The following is a 19,682-nucleotide window of genomic DNA, read 5'->3' as shown; positions in this document are numbered from 1 at the left end:
AGTAGATTATTTATTATACAAATTAAACGATTTATAAGTTTAATAATTATGCTTATTTTTTTTCTTAAGTGAATCTTAACTTTAACCTTTGAGAACGGTAACTTTCTTTAAATTATCTTGACTGTAGCAATTGAATTCATAACCTTCTAGCGCATATGATTTATAGACTTTTTCAATCATGACTTCGTCATATAATTCTTTAAATTTATGAAATTCTTTTTTAAGATTTTCAGGTAAATCTTCTTTATTAGCAGGAATCTCAATTTCTATGCCTTCTTTTGAAGAAAATTCCAGAACTATGGTTTTGTTTCTCCAATTGATTTTTGTTTCGTCCTTTTGATTTAATATAGCTATTCTATCTTGTTCAATAATTCGTTTTGACGAACTCATTAGTAAAAGACAACCGGAAAATACCATGGCTGTATAACCAATTTTTTTATATACAGAATCTTTGATAAACGGAAGCAAAAATTGAATAGAATAAGAAGATAAAATAGCTCCTATAGCAATTGCTAGACCAAACCAAATGGCATTTTTTGAAAACAATCCTAATGAAAAGTAAATAATCAATTTGGTGATGTGAAGGCAAATTTCATTTGCTGCTCTTGTGGCTATGATTTCCTCTTTAGATAAGCCATATTTAAAATAAAATCTATTGAAAAGTAATCCAATGGCACCTGTTACTCCGGAAATAAAACCTGCTAAGAAACCGATTAAGGCTAAAATAACATTTGATTTTTTAGAGTTGTTTTCTAATTGATCTTGCGGTTTTATCAATTGAAATACATTGGCTATTAAAAACAGTGAAATTCCAAATTGCAAATAATCGGGGTTTAATGATTTCATTAACGAAGCACCCAAAAACGCTGCAGGAACCGAAAAAGGAAAAAACCAGAAGAAAATCTTCCAATTGATATACTTTTTAAAGAAAACAATTCGTGACGCCGAACTAGATAAAGTTCCTACGGTTAATGTAAAAGGAATGGTTGACGTCGGTAAAAACAAATTCAATACAGGTATTAAAATTAAGCTTGCTCCACCACCACTTACAGCACTTAACCAAAAAGCTATAATTGTAGTCACTGTTAAAAATAATATCTGAAAAATCATATCAATTTATTTAGAAAGTAATTGCCAGTCCTACTCCGTATTGATTTCCGTTGTAATAAGGCATTACTACTTTGTTGGTTTTCTTTTCGTTCTTGAAAATACTTTTCTTTAATACCGGATGTAGCCAATAGGCTATCTTTGTACTTAAAATACCTACTCCGGCTCCGGCCATAACATCTGTAAGCCAATGTCTATCATTATACATTCTGAAAAAACCTGTTCCGGCGGCTACAGCATAACCTGTGATACCATACCAAATGGAAACATCTTTGTATTCCTGATACAAAAATTCGGCTCCCATAAAAGCCGTTGCTGTATGCCCTGATGGAAAGGAATTATTAGAAGAACCATCCGGTCTTTCAACTCTTGAAGTACTTTTAACAGTTAAAACCGTTCCTCCCATTATAGCATAAGCTGTAGCCAAAATAACAGTTCTGTCTTTAATATTATGCCAACCTTTTATCCCTACAGCATTTAAAACGTATACTGAAGCAGCCGGTGAATATTGTGAAAAGTCATCAATGGTTATTTTATCATCTATATTTTCAGTGAGTTCATCTTTTATTTCATTATTATAAGACTGAATAGTATGACTTTCCATTCCAATTATTCCATAACCAATTAATACACTTGGAATAATCAAAGCTTTATAATTGAATTTTAGATCTTTATCCTTTGAAATAGTATCATTTTTTGTTTGGCCTGAAACCATGTAAAAAATGCACAATATAAAAAAAGAAAGAAATAGCTTCATTTTTTATTTATTTAAGTAATCTATTACTATAAAGATAGTCAGCTGTTTCATACCATGCAATAGTTTCTTGTTCAAATTTTGAATTAACTTTTTCTGGTTTCAAATTATTAGTTTCTTCATCCCATTGGTATTGGTGGCAATTCTTTTTATTAGAAAGTACTAAAACTTCATGATTGGGTTTTAAAAGACCTAATTTTAAATACGTTGCAATTAAAGCACGTGATTGATAATCAGAAGCTTTTATATCGCTTCCAAAGAAATTTGACGTATAATTCCAATGTAATTGTCCAAATAATGTTGGGAAAATATCTATTTGACTACATAATGTTTCTACTTTTTCAGGTTGAATAATGTTATTACCATAAATAATTGCCGGAATGTGATAGTTTTTAACATCAATTTCGTCTTTTCCGGCACTGCTAGCGCAATGATCGGCAATGAAAACAAAAACGGTATTTTTAAACCAAGGTTTATCTTTTATTTTTCGGAACATTTCGCCTATTGCAAAATCGCTATATTTTACGGCTCCTTCTCTACCCGTTCCCGATGGAATATCAATTTTTCCTTCCGGATACGTATAAGGTCGGTGATTAGAAGTCGTCATGACAAAGTTGAAAAAAGGCTTTTTATCTTGGTAACTTTTATCAGCCACTTGAATCATTTTATTATAAATGTCACCGTCACAGATTCCCCAAGCGTTTTCAAAAGTTACTTCTTTATCCGTAATCAAATGACGAGTAGTTTTAATTTCATCGCTTAAAATGCTTCCTCTACCTCTATCATAAATATCAAAGCCATTTCCACCGTAAAATGAATTCATATTATCAAAATAACCATCACCTCCATAAAAGAAGTTACATTGATAGTTTTTAGCCTTAAAAACACTAGCAACAGTATAAAGATTATTGTTGTGCTCTCTTTTTACAATACTTTGTCCCGGTGTCGGAGGAATAGACAGCGTAACCGCTTCCATGCCACGAACAGTTCGGTTTCCGGTTGCAAATAAATTGGCTAAGAACAAACCTTGTTTGGCTATGCTATCTAAATTCGGAGTTAGGTTTTGATTGTTTCCGAAAGAACGCATAAAATCGGCACTCATACTTTCCATTAAAACAAAAACAACATTAGGATGAAGTTCAGGAACAGTATCTTTTATTTCTCTTTTAATGCATTCATCAGTACAAAGAAAAGTAGTGTTTTTATGGTTGAAATGATTGCGTACCAAAGAAAAGGCTTCTTTTTCCTCAATGGTTTCGTAGAAAGCAGCATAATCTAGTTTATTGTTTCTAAATTCAGAAAAGAATGAGTAAATACCCGCTTTTGAAATTTCGTTGTTGTATCGGTTTTCAGACCATTCGGCTTGATTATTTTTGATAAAGAAAGAATAAAATAAACAAACGGCTAAACTTGTACCAAAGAAAGTAGCTTTTGTTTTAAGATCAATTGTAGCCGTGAAAGTATCTTTGAACACATTTTTCTTTGAAAATAATAGAAAAATCAAACTTACTAAAGCTAAAATGGAAGGAATTAAAATAACCAAAGGATAAGATTCATTGATATTTTTAATCACTTCATAAGTATAAATCAAATAATCAACTGCAACGAAATTAAAACGGCAATGGAATTCTTCCCAAAACGTAATTTCTGCAAAAAAAGTAAAGGTGAAAATTAAAGTAACCAATCCCATTCCGAAAAAAGTGATTGTTTTATCAGCAAAGCTTCCAATCCATTTTTGAGGTATTAATAAGGTATAGAGTGTAACTATTGTCCATAAAAAAGATAGCACGCCGATGTCAAAAAATAATCCGGTCAATACAATGCGGAATATCTTAATAATACTTAGATCGACTTCATTAAGTTGCCAAAGCAAAAAAGCTATTCGCAATAAGAAAGAAATCAAGATAAAACCTGAACTGAACCATGTTAACGTTCTGAATCGTTTTGAAAATTTAAGCATTTTAAAGTACAATTGATTAGCGAATCAAAGGTCTTTAGTACAACTTAAGTTTTGCTTAAGAACCGCTTAATGTTAAATTAAGATTGGCTTAAGACTATAACAAGCCATTGTATTTTCGAATAAACCATTCTGCCGAAAGACTAATAGCAATAAGAACTAACAGCCATTTCCAATCGATTAAAGGTTCTTTGGTTGTGATTTCTTTTTGAACCGGAAGATATTCTTTATTTTGAGCTAAAAAGGTTAACAAATCTTGAACTTGGTTAGGATAATACACTTTCCCGTTAGTATTTTGAGCCAATTCTTGCAAACGATTTACATCCGGATTGACGAATTGTTTTTCGATATCAAAATCCAAAACTTCAAATGAACCCGATTCTGTTGCTTTCGATTGTTTTTCGGTTACGGTAAAACTATAATTTCCGGCTTTCAAATCGTTAAAATTAACCTTGAAAGTCTGATTGGCTTTCATGAAATTATAATTTTTAACTTCGTTAGTTTCTTTATTTTTTAATGCAATTGAAAGTTCTGCGTTTTCGTCAAATTCATAATTTTTATTGAAATACTGCGCTGAAATTTCGATAGTTTCTCCGCTGTTGTAAAAACTTTCATATTGCACCAATAATGATTTTCGATCAGAATTGGTTGCCAAATATTGGATAATTTTGTCTACAAACAAATCGAAATCTTTAAACGATTTTTGTTGCAAATAGCTTTCCATTCGCCACTTCCATATATTTTCGCCAAACAAATACCCTTTTCTTTGGTTACCGTCTTCTTTGAACGTAAGTAAAGGATTTGGGGTTTCTATATTTCTAATTTTGGCTAACAATAAAGGATTTCCTTTAGAAACTTCATTAAACGTTCCAAATTTATTCTCTAAAGGCGGAAAATTACTAAAACGAATGTCTTCTTGAAGAAATGCATTAAAACCGGAATTAAAAGTTGCCGAGTAATTTTCGGTTTGATTATTCATTCTAAACACAAAATCTTGCTGAACCTGATTTAAAAAATTAAAATCTGTTTGGGTTCCGGTAATCACAAAAACGCCTAATTTAAATCTGGCATTGGTTTCAAAGATACTTTTGAACTTAGCATTAGGTTGGTATACAACTAACACATTAAACTTTCCTAAGTCGTTTATTTTATCAGGCGCTACAATAGTTACTTTGCGTTCCTGATTATTCTCGATACTTCTTTTTAATGCACCTAAATCGGGATGATTGATGTCGCTGATTAGCGCAATTTCGGTACGTTGGTCAATAACTTCAACAACAAAAGGTTTAGTGTTGTTCTTTTTGTTTTTTTCAACAAGATTACTGCTAATTACTGCCGAAAATTTTTGAGAACCAATAGAATTGGCCTCTAAATAAAACTGAACAATTTTTGATTGCTGTTGTGAATTGAATGTAATATTTTGTTTTGCAATAACCTTTCCGTTAGAAAGGATTTGTAAAGTAGCTTCCGTATTTTGATTTCCGCTGTAATTCGTAAAAATTTCAACCGGAAATTTATTTTTATAAAAGGCATATTTATTGACGTTTATTTTGTCAATTTTTAAGTCTAAAACTTGTGTTGTATCACCTAAAACAATGGGATAAACCGGAGTGGTTTCAGTAAAACTAAAGGTATAATCATTACCAAAAGTTTGGTTACCATCTGTTACAATAAGAACAGGTGCTTTCTTATTTCTGAAAAGCTGTTTTGTTTCCCGACTAAGTTGTTCTATTTGTGTTTGTTTTCCTTTAAAATTTAAAGTATCTATTAAAGTAACTTTTTCATCAAATTGGAACAGTTGAACCTCAAAATTTTCACGAATTTTAGGGTTGTTTTCTATGAGATTGAATATCTTTTTAGCTTCTTCATTTGCCTTTAAATCACTTATAGATTCTGAGTTATCAAAATAAACCGGCAAAGGCGTTTTTTCGATTTCGTATTTCTTAGAACTGATAATAGGATTAATGAGTAAAACCAATACCAAAAACCAGCTAAAAAAACGTAAAAAAGCCAATAAAAAGAACTTGGAACTCTTTTCACTGGCTTTGTATAAATATTGAAAATAGGACAAACAAGCAGCTATACCAAACGCTAAGCCAAGTAAAAAAAATGTGCTTGTTGTCATATTACTTTCGAATTATTAAGTTAACATTCCTCCATCAACGTTCAACACTTGTCCCGTTACATAAGCACTCATATCAGAAGCTAAGAATACACAAGCATTGGCTACATCTTCTGGACTTCCACCTCTTTTCAAAGGAATACCTTCTCTCCAGCCTTTTACAACATCGTCATTCAATTTAGCTGTCATTTCTGTTTCAATGAATCCAGGAGCAATAGCGTTGCAACGAATGTTACGTGAACCTAATTCTAAAGCGATAGACTTAGTAAAACCAATCATACCTGCTTTTGAAGCTGCATAATTAGCCTGACCTGCATTTCCTTTCACTCCTACAACACTACTCATGTTAATGATAGATCCAGCTCTGTTTTTTAACATGGTTCTTTGAACGGCTTTTGTCATATTGAAAACCGATTTCAAGTTGATTTCGATTACTTTATCAAAATCTTCTTCTGACATACGCATTAAAAGATTATCTTTTGTAACTCCGGCATTGTTGATTAAGATATCGATATTACCAAAATCGGCTAAAACATCATCCACTAATTTTTGGGCTTCGCTGAAATCAGCTGCATTTGATTGATATCCTTTTGCTTTAACACCTAAAGCGTTTAATTCATTTTCTAATTCTTGTGCAGAAGCAGCCGATGAACTATACGTAAAAGCTACGTTAGCACCATGCTTGGCAAAAATTTCAGCTATACCTTTACCGATACCTCTACTGGCACCAGTGATGATAGCTACCTTTCCTTCTAATAATTTCATTTTTTGTCCGTTTGTTAAAATTATAAGCAAATATACTAATTTCGATAGTATAGATGTACTTCTAATTTTTAAAGTTATCCTAATTTTATGAGCAATTAGCATAAAAAAACCTCGTAAAACGAGGCTTTCCTATTTTATATTTGAAATTAGGAATTATCCTAAAACTTCTTTAACTTTTTTACCTATTTCAGCAGGAGAATCAACAACGAAAATTCCGTTTTCTCTCATGATGCGTTTTTTAGCTTCAGCTGTATCATCAGCACCACCAACAATTGCACCGGCATGTCCCATTGTTCTTCCTTTAGGAGCAGTTTCACCAGCGATGAAACCAATAACCGGTTTACGGTTTCCGTCAGCTTTAATCCAACGAGCAGCATCAGCTTCTAATTGCCCACCGATTTCACCAATCATAATGATACATTCTGTTTCCGGATCATTCATTAACAATTCAACAGCTTCTTTAGTTGTAGTACCAATAATTGGATCACCACCAATACCAATTGCAGTTGTGATACCTAATCCTTGTTTCACTACTTGATCAGCAGCTTCATACGTTAAAGTTCCTGACTTAGAAACGATACCTACTTTACCTTTTTTGAAAACGAAACCAGGCATAATACCTACTTTTGCTTCTTCAGGAGTAATTACTCCAGGACAGTTAGGACCAATTAAACGACATTCTTTATCTTTGATATAGTCATAAGCTTTAATCATATCCGCTACAGGAATACCTTCAGTAATACAGATGATTACTTTAATTCCTGCTTCAGCAGCTTCCATAATAGCGTCTGCAGCAAATGCAGGCGGAACAAAAATAATAGAAGTATCTGCACCAGCTTGATCTACAGCATCTTTAACTGTATTGAAAACCGGTTTGTCTAAGTGAGTAGAACCACCTTTTCCTGGTGTTACACCGCCTACAACGTTTGTACCGTATTCAATCATTTGTGATGCATGGAAAGTACCTTCGCTACCGGTAAATCCTTGAACAATTATTTTTGAATTTTTATTAACTAAAACGCTCATAATTTGAGATTATTGATTTGTTATTTATTTATTCTACAAAAATAAGTTTTTAAACAAAATAGCCACATGTTTTTGAAATTATTTTAGTGGATATTTGCTAAATTAGTATCCTTTTATCGAAAGATTAAGTCAAAAATTGAACTTATTTATTCTTTAAAATTTCTATTATTTCAGGAATTTTTTTGACATTAGCCAATTGTTTTAGTTTTTCACGAGATTCTTCAGCCGGATAACCAAAGTATACTTTTCCACTTTCTAAAGACTTGGAAACTCCGGATTGTGCCAGAACGACAGCTTTGGCTCCAATAGTAATTCCGCTAGTTGTACCTACTTGCCCCCAAAGGGTTACTTCGTCTTCAATGACAACACAACCTGCAATACCGGTTTGAGCAGCAATTAAGCATTTTTTACCAATAACAGTATCGTGACCAACATGTACTTGGTTGTCAATTTTCGTTCCGGCTCCAATAGTTGTGTCTCCGGTAACTCCCTTATCAATAGTACATAAAGCTCCGATTCCTACATTGTCTTCTACCACTACTCGACCGCCAGAAAGCAATTGGTCAAAGCCTTCCGGACGCTTTTTGTAATAAAAAGCATCAGCACCTAAGATACTTCCCGAGTGAATGATTACGTTGTCACCAATTACGGTATTGTCATAAAGAGTAACATTGGCATGAATTAGACAATTTTTACCAATAACTACATTGTGGCCAATGAAGCAATTGGGCTGAATAACGGTTCCCTCACCTATTTCTGCCGTTTCAGAAATAGAAGTTGAAGCCGAAAGAAACGGTTTAAAATGTCTCGTTAATTTGTTGAAATCACGAAAAGGATCATCAGAAACTAACAACGCTTTTCCTTCCGGACATTCTACCTCTTTGTTAATTAAAACAATAGTAGCTGCCGACTGAAGTGCTTTGTCGTAGTATTTGGGGTGATCCACAAAAACAATATCTCCGGGTTCTACAACATGAATTTCATTCATTCCTAAAACCGGAAACTGGGCATCGCCTATAAAACCACAATCAATGATTTCGGCAATTTCTTGTAAGCTATGTTTTCTATAAAATTTCATAAAAAAACCCCAATAAAACATTGGGGCTGTTTTTAAAATTAAACTCTTTCCATGTATTTACCTGTAGCGGTATCAATTTTAATTTTGTCTCCTTCATTAATGAACAAAGGAACGTTAACTGAAGCTCCAGTTTCAACAGTTGCTGGTTTAGTAGCATTTGTTGCTGTATTTCCTTTAACTCCCGGTTCAGTATAGGTTACTTCTAAAATTACGGAAGCCGCCATATCAACTGCCAATGGTAACTCAGTTTCAGTATTGATTTGAACCATTACATTTTCTCCTTCTTTTAATAAATCCGGAGCATCAAGAATATTTCTGTTTAATGTAATTTGTTCAAAAGTTTCTGTATTCATGAAGTGAAAATCATCACCTTCATTGTATAAATATTGGAATGTATGTGTTTCTACACGAACAGTTTCAATTTTATGACCTGCAGAAAAAGTGTTGTCTAGAACTTTTCCGTTGGTTAATGATTTTAATTTAGTTCTAACGAAAGCAGGACCTTTTCCTGGTTTTACGTGTAAAAATTCAACGATTTTATAAATATCGTGATTAAATTTAATACATAATCCGTTTTTAATATCTGCTGTTGTAGCCATGGTTCTTATTTAATTTTTGTTTATGTTGATTTTAGTAAATTCCTGAATATCCTTTCATTACACCTCTTGATGAGTCTTTGATGAATTGAATAATTTCATCACGTTCATTTGTTGCTTCCATTTCACCTTCAATAATACTCAAAGCTTGAGTAGTATTGTAGTTTCTTTGGTACAAAATTCTATAAATTTCTTGAATTTCTCTAATTTTCTCTGTTGAAAAACCTCTTCTTCTTAATCCTACAGAATTAATACCCACATAAGAAAGTGGTTCACGGGCAGCTTTTGTAAACGGCGGAACGTCTTTACGAACTAAAGAACCTCCGGTCACAAAAGAATGACTTCCGATAGAACAAAACTGGTGTACAGCTACTAATCCGGCTAAAACAACAAAATCACCAACAGTAATATGTCCGGCTAAATTGGTATTATTTGAAAAAATACAATTATCACCTACAATACAATCATGTGCTACGTGACAATACGCCATAATTAAACAGTTCTTACCAATTTTCGTTTTCATGCGATCAGTGGTTCCTCTGTTAATGGTTACACATTCACGAATAGTTGTATTATCGCCAATTTCTACTATAGTTTCTTCGCCTTGATATTTTAAATCTTGTGGTGGAGCTGAAATAACTGCACCCGGAAAAATGTTACAGTTTTTACCAATTCTTGCCCCTTCCATGATGGTTACGTTTGAGCCAATCCAAGTTCCTTCTCCAATTTCTACATTATTATGAATAGTAGTAAAAGGATCTATCACCACATTTCTTGCAATTTTTGCTCCCGGATGAACGTAAGCTAACGGTTGATTCATATTTAATTTTTTACTTTAACAATTTGTGCCATCAATTCGGCTTCTGATACTAATTTTCCATTAGCGTATGCATACGCCTGCATGTGACAAATTCCTCTTCTGATAGGAGAAATTAAATTGCATTTAAAAAATAACGTATCGCCTGGTAAAACTTTATTTTTGAACTTAACATTATCAATTTTCATAAAATAAGTCAAGTAATTTTCAGGATCCGGAACCGTACTTAAGATTAAAATACCTCCGGTTTGTGCCATTGCTTCAATTTGTAAAACTCCCGGCATTACAGGTGCTCCTGGGAAATGTCCAACAAAGAAATCTTCATTCATGGTGACATTTTTAAGTCCTACCACATGATTTTCAGAAAGTTCTAAGATTTTGTCTACTAATAAAAATGGCGGTCTGTGTGGTAATAAATTCATGATACCATGAATATCCATTACCGGCTCTTGATTAATATCATAAGAAGGAACATTGTTACGTTCTTCTAACTTAATAATTTTAGACATTTTTTTAGCAAATTGAGTATTTACAAAATGTCCGGGTTTATTAGCAATGATTTTACCTTTTATTTTTGTTCCTATCAAAGCTAAATCACCTAATATATCTAATAATTTATGACGAGCAGCTTCATTCGGATAATGTAGCGTAAGATTGTCTAAAATTCCATTAGGTTTTACTGAAATATTATCTTTATTGAAAGCTTTCTTTAAGTTTTCCATTGTCTCTTCAGATATTTCTTTATCTACATAAACAATGGCATTATTTAAATCACCTCCTTGAATTAAACCGTTATTCAATAAAGTTTCAAGCTCGTGAAGGAAACTGAAAGTTCTACAACTAGCAATTTCGTTTTTGAATTCTTTAATACTTTTCATAGTTGCATTTTGAGTACCTAGAACTTTAGTACCAAAATCAACCATGGTAGTAACACTATATTCATCAGCAGGAATTACTGTGATTTCACTTCCTGTAGCTTCATCTATATACGTAATAACCTCTTTTACGACATACACTTTTCTTTCAGCATCTTGTTCTACAATGGTTGCTTTTTCCAAAGCTTCTACAAAATACTTAGAGGAACCATCCATAATAGGAAGTTCTGAAGCATCTAATTCAATAATAATGTTGTCAATATCACATCCAACAATTGCTGCTAAAACGTGTTCAGGAGTTTGAATTTTTACTCCTTTTTTCTCAAGATTTGTTCCTCTTTGAGTATTAACCACATAATTAGCATCTGCTTCAATAATAGGTTGCCCTTCTAAATCAACACGAACAAAAGTGATTCCGTTATTGACCGGCGCCGGTTTAAAAGTCATAGTAACTTCTTGTCCTGTGTGAAGCCCTACTCCTTTTAATGAAATTTCATTACCAATGGTTGTTTGTTTAACCATGACGATCTATTTTAGTTTAGTTGTTACTTTTTTTAAGCTGATCTAAATCGGCTACAATTTTAGGCAAGTTTTTGAAATGAACAAAAGATTTCGCAAAATCAGTATATCCAAAAGCCGGACTTCCTTGCACTACTTCATTATTTTTTAAATTTTTGCCAATTCCGGATTGTGCTTGAATGCGGACATTATCACCTATAATAAGATGTCCTACAATGCCCACTTGCCCACCGATTTGACAATTTTTACCAATTTTAGTAGATCCAGCTACTCCGGTTTGCGAAGCAATAACCGTGTTTTCCCCGATTTCTACATTATGAGCAATTTGGATTTGGTTATCTAATTTTACACCTTTTCTAATTACTGTTGAGCCTAAAGTGGCTCTGTCAATTGTAGTACAAGAACCTATTTCTACATAATCTTCAATGATTACATTACCAATTTGAGGTACTTTTTTATACGTTCCGTCTTCTTGTGGTGCAAATCCAAAACCGTCAGAACCTATAATTGTTCCTGAATGTAAAGTACAATGATTCCCAATTACAGTTTCAGAATACACGCGAACTCCGGCAAATAAAATACAATTATCACCAATCGTTACATTATCACCAACGAAACTATTAGGATAAATCTTTACGTTATTTCCGATTTTTACATTTTTACCAATGTAACTGAAACTTCCCAAATACAAATCTTCTCCGTAAGTTACTCCTTCAGAAAGTACGCTAGGTTGCTCAATTCCTGATTTCATTAACTTAACTTGATTATAATATTCTAATAAAGTAGAAAAAGATTTATAAGCATCTTCTACCTTTATTAAAGTGGTTTTTATTTCTTGTTCCGGTTCAAAAGATTTATTGACAATAGTTATTGTAGCTTCTGTCGTATAAATATGATTGATATATTTTGGATTGGCTAAAAAAGTTAAGGAACCTTCTGATCCTTCTTCAATTTTAGCTAATTTATAAACTTCTGCACTAGGATTCCCTACTACTTCACCTTCCAAAATCCCTGCAATTTGTTCTGCTGTAAATTTCATTCAACAAATAAATTAAAACATTTTTCAAGCTATTTTGCCACTTGATAACATTGGTTTAACCCGACAAAAATATAAAATTAAATTAAAAACCTAGTTTCCTAAGATCACTTTTGGAAAACAGATGTAATATTTTGTTACGGGTTTCGAAAGCGCTTTCAAGTGTAATTGGTCTGATGCTTCCACTACATCTTCTATTGTTCGGTCTTTCTTTAAAATTCTAATGGGCTCACCTTGTTTATTGTATGCCTGATTTTTTAGATTTCCTTTAAAGACAAAATACTCAACTTCTTTTTCAGAAAGTCCTGTCATACTCATAAATTTTTCTTTATATGGTAAAAGGGTTTCCTTAGTTGGTTTTTCGTCCTTCATTTTAATTTTAAGTAAATCTCTATTGATAATCATCTTACAAAGTGAACTTAAAACTACATCTTCATTGAATTGCCAAGCTTTTACCGCACTCAATACGTCGTAATCATCTAAATAGGAAAACATTTCCAAAACAAATGCATCAAATTCTTCGAACTTTATTTTCTTTTCTAAAAAGAATTGTAAAGGTTTACTAGCTTCTAAAATGATTCCTTTACCATAAAGTTCTTTGGCTCTCTTTAATATGTTGACCAAAATATGTTCGCCCACAACTGATGTTTTATGCAAATAAGCCTGCCAATACATCAATCGGCGAGCTACTAAAAATTTTTCAACTGAATAAATTCCTTTTTCTTCAATAACCAAAACATCATTTTCAACATTCATCATTTGGATTAAACGCTCGCTATTGATGTTCCCTTCTGCTACTCCACTATAAAAACTATCCCGTTTTAAATAATCCATTCGATCCATATCTAACTGACTTGAAATCAATTGCAACATGAATTTTCGATGGTATTCGCCTTTAAAAACTTGAATGGCTAATGACAATTGACCTTTAAATTCAATATTTAATTGCTCCATAAACAGAAGCGAAATCTGTTCGTGTTGAATAGCCTCTACAATACTATGTTCCATGGCGTGACTAAACGGACCATGACCGATATCGTGTAACAAAATAGCAATGTATAAAGCATTTTCTTCTTCCGGAGAAATTTCAACGCCTTTAAAACGCAATGTTTGCACGGCTTTTTGCATAATGTGCATACAACCTAAAGCGTGATGAAAACGAGTATGATGCGCTCCGGGATAAACCAAATACGACATTCCCATTTGAGAAATTCGGCGTAAACGTTGAAAATAAGGATGTTGAATTAGATCGTAAATGAGCGTATTAGGAATTGTGATAAATCCGTAAATAGGATCATTAAATATTTTGAGTTTATTAGTTTGGCTCACAGGTAAAAAATTTCCAACAAAGATAAGAATTATATCCGTTTGCTATATTTTTCATAAAATAGCTTTTTTAGTTATAAAATTCATATCAAAATTAACATTTAAGCTTTCTTTTCTTAGTTAGAATTCAATATATTTGATATATCAATACCAAATTGCTATTTAATTTAAAATGAAAGGATTATGAATTATAGTCTCAAAAAAGAATTGGATAAATTTCAGGCAAAATTGGAACTGTCTGAAGTACTTTCCCAACTTCAAATTATTGAAAATAAACCATTTTTAAACCAAGCCATCACTGACCGACTGAAGCAATCGGAAGGAAAAAAAGCAAATTATTTTCAGTTCGACGCATTGGAAACCGATAAAATTTATCATGTTGATGCCATAAAGAAATTATGTATTGATTATCGCCTGCGTTTTTTGGATACCAAATATTACAAAAATGAATATCCGGAAGAAACCATTGAAAAGATTGCTGGTTTTGAAAAATTACATGAAACAGAATTGCACCATTTTAAAATTTTAGCGCCTAAAAGCAGTTTCAAATTGGATAATTATGATGATCCCTTGTTATTTATGGCTTTAGGAAACGACTATTATTATCTTTTAGATTACTGGGGAAATGATTTGCATTGGTCCAAAAAAATAGTAGCGTGGCCTATGAAAAGTTTAATGACTTTAATTGTAACTACTGCTCTTTTAAGTCTTTTGAGTACCAATTTGTTGCATTTTGTTTTAGGAAAAACATTAACCGATGTTCAGTTTTTAATCATATTACTATTCAGTTGGAAATGGATTATCGCTATTACGTTCTTCTTTTTGATCAAAAAAGGAAATAGCGTTAGCGAATACAATTGGGATAGTCCGTTTTATAATTGCTAGCTATAAAAAATCACATAAAAATTCGAAAAGCTTTCTTACTAAAGGAAGCTTTTTCTTTTTAACCATTTCCCAACAAATTTTATACTAACTTTAATAAATTCTTCGTTTAATTAGTAGTAAATTGCGCATTAAAATTAAAACTATGAACAAAATCAAAATACTTTGGGTCGATGATGAAATCGATTTACTAAAGCCTCATATATTATTTTTAGAAAAGAAAAATTACGAAGTAACCACTTGTAATAACGGTCAGGATGCTATTGATTTGTTTGAAGAAAACAACTTCGATATTGTTTTTCTTGACGAAAATATGCCCGGTTTAAGCGGACTGGAAACGCTTGCCGAAATGAAAGAAAAAAAATCTTCCGTTCCGGTAATTATGATTACCAAAAGTGAAGAAGAATATATCATGGAAGAAGCCATTGGTTCCAAAATCGCCGATTATTTGATAAAACCGGTAAATCCGAACCAAATTCTATTGAGTTTAAAGAAAAATTTAGATCATTCGCGTTTGGTTTCCGAAAAAACGACTTTAGATTACCAGAAAGAATTCCGAAAAATTGCAATGGATTTAGCCATGGTGAATTCCTTTGAAGATTGGGTGGAATTGTATAAAAAATTGGTGTATTGGGAAATGGAATTGGAAAATATTGACGACCAAAGTATGGTTGAAATATTGGAAAGCCAAAAGACCGAAGCTAATGTTCAGTTCGGTAAATTCATAGAAAAAAATTACCAAGATTGGATTCAAGATGACGATGATGCCCCTATTTTATCACATCAGGTTTTCGGAAAATTAGTAGCGCCCGAAATTCGTAAAAAAGACAAACCGATTCTATTTGTAGTGATCGATAATTTGCGTTATGACCAATGGAAAGCGTTTGAAAATATTGTCAACAATTACTATAAATTAGAAAAAGAAGTTAGTTACTACTCTATTCTTCCTACCGCGACGCAATATGCTCGAAATGCCATTTTCTCAGGTTTGTTGCCTTTAGATATGGAAAAGAAATTTCCGCAATATTGGAAAAATGACATTGATGATGGCGGAAAAAATTTATACGAAGCCGAATTTTTAACGGAGCAATTAAAACGCTTAGGATTAAATATTAAACAAGAATATTATAAAATCACCAATTTTAAAGATGGAAAGAAATTAGTTGAAAATTTTAAATCCTTAAAAAACAATGATTTAACAACGGTTGTCTATAATTTTGTGGATATGCTTTCGCATGCAAAAACCGAAATGGAAGTCGTAAAAGAATTGGCATCCAATGACAAAGCCTATCGTTCGTTAACTGTGAGTTGGTTTAAAAATTCACCATTGTTTGAAATCATTCAACAAGCACAACAACTAGGTTTTAGATTGATTTTAACTACCGATCACGGAACAATCAATTGTAAAAATCCGTCCAAAGTAATTGGTGACAAAAACACTTCATTAAACTTGCGTTACAAAACCGGACGTAGTTTAACTTACGAAGAAAAAGACGTTTTTGCAGTAAAAGATCCTAAAAAAATCGGACTTCCGGCAATCAATATGAGTAGTTCTTTTATTTTTGCTAAAAACGATTTATTTTTGGCTTACGTCAATAACTTCAATCATTATGTAAGTTATTATCGCAATACCTATCAACACGGTGGAATTTCATTGGAAGAAATGATTATTCCGTTTTTAGTATTGGAACCAAAATAAATCAAATACACTGAGTATTAATGATCAGAACTTTTTCATTAGAAGAAATAGATGAAGTAGCAAAAGAAATTTTAGCTATTCCAAAACTTAAAAAAGTAATTACTTTTCATGCCGAAATGGGTGCCGGAAAAACGACACTCATTAAGGCTTTGGTTAAACATTTAGGCGTGACTGATAATTCTAGTAGTCCCACTTTTTCTTTGGTTAACGAATATCAGGCTGCCAATGGCGAAACCGTATATCATTTCGATTTATATCGTTTAAATTCGGAAGAAGAAGCCTATGATATGGGAATTGACGAATATTTTTATTCGGGAAATTGGTGTTTTATCGAATGGCCGGAAAAAACCCCAAATCTTATTCCGATAGATCATGCTTCAATCAGTATTAAAGTCTTGCCCGGAGGAAAAAGAGAATTAAAAATCAAAAATTAATGGCAATTTTACAAGAACTTTCACCCGATAGTCTAGTCTTTGATTTAGACGGAACACTTTGGGATGCTTCCGAAACCACAGCAAAGGCTTGGAACGAAACTTTAGCTCTTTTTGGAAAAACCGATTTTAAAGTAGACGGACAATTAGTACGTTCATTTTCAGGACAAAGAGTCGAAATCATTCTAAAAGAAAACTTTCCTTTTGTAACGGAAGATGCCTTGGATTCCTTTTTCGAATTGTACAAAAAACAAGAAAAGATCTTTTTAGAAGCCGAAGGCGGTCAATTATTTCCTCAAGTAAAAGAAGTCTTAGAAGAATTGAGTCAAAAGTATTCGCTGTATATCGTCAGTAATTGCTTGTCGGGTTATATCGAAAATTTTCTTAATTTCCATCAATTGAATCATTTGTTTCAGGATTTTGAATGTTCGGGCAATACAGGCCAACCCAAAACATATAATATTCAACAGGTTATAGAACGAAATCAATTACAAAATCCGATTTACATTGGCGATACCCATTGGGATGCCGAAGCAGCTATAAACAACACAATTCCTTTTGTTTATGCCTCTTATGGTTTCGGAATAGTGGATAATCCAAAGTTTATTATTCAAAGTTTTGATCAACTTTTACAATAACACATTAAAATTCAAAGGATTATAAAATAAATAATTCACAAAAAAATGTGGATAAATTTGTTTTTATAGTCATAAATTCCTTTTAAAATTTTAAAATATTCCCTAAATTGGCTGTCCTTTAATCAGATACAAAAATATGGCTATTTACAGTCCGTTTTCAAAAGCTCAGTTAATTCCTCAAGAAGAAAAACTTGAAGTAGCAAGACACAAATGCGAATTATTCATTGGTGTTCCCAAAGAAATCGCTTATCAAGAACGTCGAATTTGTTTAACACCTGACGCTGTTGCTTCTTTAGTTTCTCACGGACACCGAGTTTTAATGGAAGCTGGAGCCGGAGAAAGTTCTAGTTACTCTGATAAAGAATACCAAGATGCAGGTGCCGAAGTAACCAACGATACCCAAAAAGTATTTGGTTGCCCCATGATTCTAAAAGTAGAACCGCCTACGTTAACTGAAATCGAAATGATGAACCCAAAAACAATTATCATTTCGGCTATCCAATTAAAAACCCAAAGAAAAGCATATTTTGAGGCGTTGTCTCAAAAAAAGATTACGGCTTTAGCTTTTGAATTTATTAAAGATGAAGACGGTTCCTACCCTGCTGTTCGTTCACTTTCCGAAATTGCAGGTATAGCATCCATCCACATTTCTGCCGAATTAATGATCAATCAAAATATTGGAAAAGGCTTATTGTTCGGAAATATTACTGGAGTTCCGCCTACAGAAGTTGTTATTATTGGCGCCGGAACCGTTGCCGAATATGCTGCACGAACCGCCATTGGTCTTGGTGCTAATGTAAAAGTGTTCGATAATTCAATTACCAAACTTCGTCGCTTACAAAATGCTTTAAACCAACGTATTTTTACCTCTACCATTCAGGAAAAATCGCTTTTAAAAGCCTTGCGTCGTTGCGATGTCGCTATCGGAGCCATGCGTGGCAAAAACCGTGCGCCCATTGTGGTTACCGAAACCATGGTTGAACACATGAAAAAAGGCGCTGTAATTGTTGATGTTAGTATTGATACCGGAGGTTGTTTTGAAACTTCAGAAGTAACAACGCACGACAAACCGACATTCATTAAAAATAACGTCATTCATTATTGCGTACCTAATATTCCTTCACGCTATTCAAAAACGGCCTCTATGTCGATTAGTAACATTATTTCGCCATTTTTGTTACACATTGCCGATGACGGAGGAATCGAAAGCGCCATTCGTTGCAATCGTGGCTTAAAAAACGGAGTTTATATGTATCACGGTTTGCTGACTAATCGCTCCATTGCCGATTGGTTTGATTTGGAATTCCGAGATATTAATTTGCTTGTTTTTTAGGGCATTCCCCTTTGGGTCGCGTCATCCGTTCTATCTTTTTAACGATTTAAAAACCGTTAAAAAGGATGACACTGCTACCGCTAATGCAAAAAATTGACTTACATTTACAAAAAATTAAAAAATGAAATTTAAATTTCGATTAGCATACTATTTATTTGGTTTATTATTAGGTACTTTTTTCGTGGTTTATTTTTTAGGAGCAAAAGCTGAATCTCGCGGAGTTGAATTTTGTTACCTTCCTAATTGTAGAGTTTTACAAGACTTACGCAAAAAACCATTAGACGTTTCTACAGAAGCCGATGCTCAATTACACGAAGGTTGGGTTAATATAGACGATATTAAAAAAACGTTGCGCTATGGCGATGTAGATTTTTCAAAAAGTAACCAACCTTATAAAAAGGGTAAAATTTACATTATTGAAGGTAAAAATACTCAAGGTGAAGACATTACCGTAACTATGATCAACTATAGTAATAAGGCTGTTTTAGAAAAAGTAGAAAAAAAATAAAAAATATTTTCAAAACGTTTGCAAATACAAATAATCAGTGTATATTTGCACTCGCAATACGGAACTAAAAACAACGGCAAAGTAAAGCAAACATAAGGGCGATTAGCTCAGCTGGTTCAGAGCACCTCGTTTACACCGAGGGGGTCGGGGGTTCGAACCCCTCATCGCCCACTAAAATTAAATCCTACAGAAATGTGGGATTTTTTTATTTGT

The 19,682-nt window shown here is 32.9% G+C and carries 18 protein-coding genes and 1 tRNA gene; 7 read left to right on the top strand and 12 right to left on the bottom strand.

Annotation, left to right across the window (positions count from 1 at the left end; genetic code table 11):
- Positions 1–81: 81 nt before the first annotated feature.
- The 12 genes from ACUSJC_RS05950 to ACUSJC_RS05895 all read right to left on the bottom strand — a co-directional run bounded on the left by ACUSJC_RS05950 (position 82) and on the right by ACUSJC_RS05895 (position 13,981).
- Positions 82–1,110 (bottom strand): sulfite exporter TauE/SafE family protein, encoded by a 1,029-nt coding sequence (locus tag ACUSJC_RS05950; RefSeq protein ID WP_449268642.1) that lies wholly within the window; start codon positions 1,108–1,110, stop codon positions 82–84.
- 10 nt (positions 1,111–1,120) lie between these two features.
- A complete protein-coding gene (locus tag ACUSJC_RS05945) occupies positions 1,121–1,864 on the bottom strand; it encodes a phosphatase PAP2 family protein (RefSeq protein WP_449268641.1) in 744 nt (247 codons plus the stop codon).
- Between the two features lie 7 nt (positions 1,865–1,871).
- On the bottom strand, positions 1,872–3,821 hold the full coding sequence (locus ACUSJC_RS05940; RefSeq protein WP_449268640.1) for an LTA synthase family protein: 1,950 nt from the start codon (positions 3,819–3,821) through the stop codon (positions 1,872–1,874).
- Positions 3,822–3,915: 94 nt separating this feature from the next.
- Entirely contained in the window at positions 3,916–5,943 is a 2,028-nt protein-coding gene (locus ACUSJC_RS05935) for a hypothetical protein (RefSeq protein WP_449268639.1), read from the bottom strand.
- Between the two features lie 15 nt (positions 5,944–5,958).
- Positions 5,959–6,705, bottom strand: coding sequence for a 3-oxoacyl-[acyl-carrier-protein] reductase (gene fabG, locus ACUSJC_RS05930; protein ID WP_449268638.1), 747 nt, complete (start codon positions 6,703–6,705; stop codon positions 5,959–5,961).
- A 153-nt stretch (positions 6,706–6,858) separates the two neighbouring features.
- Complete coding sequence (gene sucD, locus ACUSJC_RS05925) at positions 6,859–7,731, bottom strand: succinate--CoA ligase subunit alpha (protein WP_449268637.1); 873 nt, start codon at positions 7,729–7,731, stop codon at positions 6,859–6,861.
- Between the two features lie 142 nt (positions 7,732–7,873).
- Entirely contained in the window at positions 7,874–8,809 is a 936-nt protein-coding gene (locus ACUSJC_RS05920) for a UDP-3-O-(3-hydroxymyristoyl)glucosamine N-acyltransferase (protein ID WP_449268636.1), read from the bottom strand.
- Positions 8,810–8,847: 38 nt separating this feature from the next.
- On the bottom strand, positions 8,848–9,408 hold the full coding sequence (gene efp / locus ACUSJC_RS05915) for an elongation factor P (RefSeq protein WP_449268635.1): 561 nt from the start codon (positions 9,406–9,408) through the stop codon (positions 8,848–8,850).
- 31 nt (positions 9,409–9,439) lie between these two features.
- The gene (gene lpxA, locus ACUSJC_RS05910) at positions 9,440–10,225 is read right to left on the bottom strand and encodes an acyl-ACP--UDP-N-acetylglucosamine O-acyltransferase (protein WP_449268634.1); all 786 of its coding nucleotides are present in this window, start codon (positions 10,223–10,225) and stop codon (positions 9,440–9,442) included.
- A 2-nt stretch (positions 10,226–10,227) separates the two neighbouring features.
- Complete coding sequence (locus ACUSJC_RS05905) at positions 10,228–11,619, bottom strand: bifunctional UDP-3-O-[3-hydroxymyristoyl] N-acetylglucosamine deacetylase/3-hydroxyacyl-ACP dehydratase (protein ID WP_449268633.1); 1,392 nt, start codon at positions 11,617–11,619, stop codon at positions 10,228–10,230.
- Between the two features lie 16 nt (positions 11,620–11,635).
- Positions 11,636–12,655 (bottom strand): UDP-3-O-(3-hydroxymyristoyl)glucosamine N-acyltransferase, encoded by a 1,020-nt coding sequence (lpxD, locus tag ACUSJC_RS05900; protein ID WP_449268632.1) that lies wholly within the window; start codon positions 12,653–12,655, stop codon positions 11,636–11,638.
- A gap of 90 nt (positions 12,656–12,745) precedes the next feature.
- Positions 12,746–13,981 carry an HD domain-containing protein gene (locus tag ACUSJC_RS05895; RefSeq protein WP_449268631.1) on the bottom strand — a complete coding sequence of 412 codons (1,236 nt, stop codon included), beginning with the start codon at positions 13,979–13,981 and terminating at the stop codon, positions 12,746–12,748.
- Between the two features lie 180 nt (positions 13,982–14,161).
- On the opposite strand from ACUSJC_RS05895, the gene ACUSJC_RS05890 reads away from it, so the two are divergent.
- The 7 genes from ACUSJC_RS05890 (at position 14,162) to ACUSJC_RS05860 (ending at position 19,640) form a co-directional block, all read left to right on the top strand.
- A complete protein-coding gene (locus tag ACUSJC_RS05890; protein ID WP_449268630.1) occupies positions 14,162–14,863 on the top strand; it encodes a hypothetical protein in 702 nt (233 codons plus the stop codon).
- Positions 14,864–15,005: 142 nt separating this feature from the next.
- Positions 15,006–16,559, top strand: coding sequence for a T9SS response regulator signal transducer PorX (porX, locus tag ACUSJC_RS05885; protein WP_449268629.1), 1,554 nt, complete (start codon positions 15,006–15,008; stop codon positions 16,557–16,559).
- Between the two features lie 20 nt (positions 16,560–16,579).
- Complete coding sequence (tsaE, locus tag ACUSJC_RS05880) at positions 16,580–16,993, top strand: tRNA (adenosine(37)-N6)-threonylcarbamoyltransferase complex ATPase subunit type 1 TsaE (RefSeq protein ID WP_449268628.1); 414 nt, start codon at positions 16,580–16,582, stop codon at positions 16,991–16,993.
- Complete coding sequence (locus ACUSJC_RS05875) at positions 16,993–17,628, top strand: HAD family hydrolase (RefSeq protein WP_449268627.1); 636 nt, start codon at positions 16,993–16,995, stop codon at positions 17,626–17,628. The genes tsaE and ACUSJC_RS05875 overlap by 1 nt, the downstream gene beginning before the upstream one ends.
- A gap of 136 nt (positions 17,629–17,764) precedes the next feature.
- Positions 17,765–18,961, top strand: coding sequence for an alanine dehydrogenase (locus ACUSJC_RS05870; RefSeq protein WP_449268626.1), 1,197 nt, complete (start codon positions 17,765–17,767; stop codon positions 18,959–18,961).
- A 121-nt stretch (positions 18,962–19,082) separates the two neighbouring features.
- Entirely contained in the window at positions 19,083–19,469 is a 387-nt protein-coding gene (locus ACUSJC_RS05865; protein WP_449268625.1) for a DUF4258 domain-containing protein, read from the top strand.
- A 96-nt stretch (positions 19,470–19,565) separates the two neighbouring features.
- A tRNA-Val gene (locus ACUSJC_RS05860) sits at positions 19,566–19,640 on the top strand.
- The last annotated feature ends 42 nt before the right edge of the window (positions 19,641–19,682 follow it).

Source organism: Flavobacterium sp. U410, from assembly GCF_053570605.1.
Note: the sequence above shows the minus strand (reverse complement) of the source record. Positions and strands in the feature narration are given on the sequence as shown.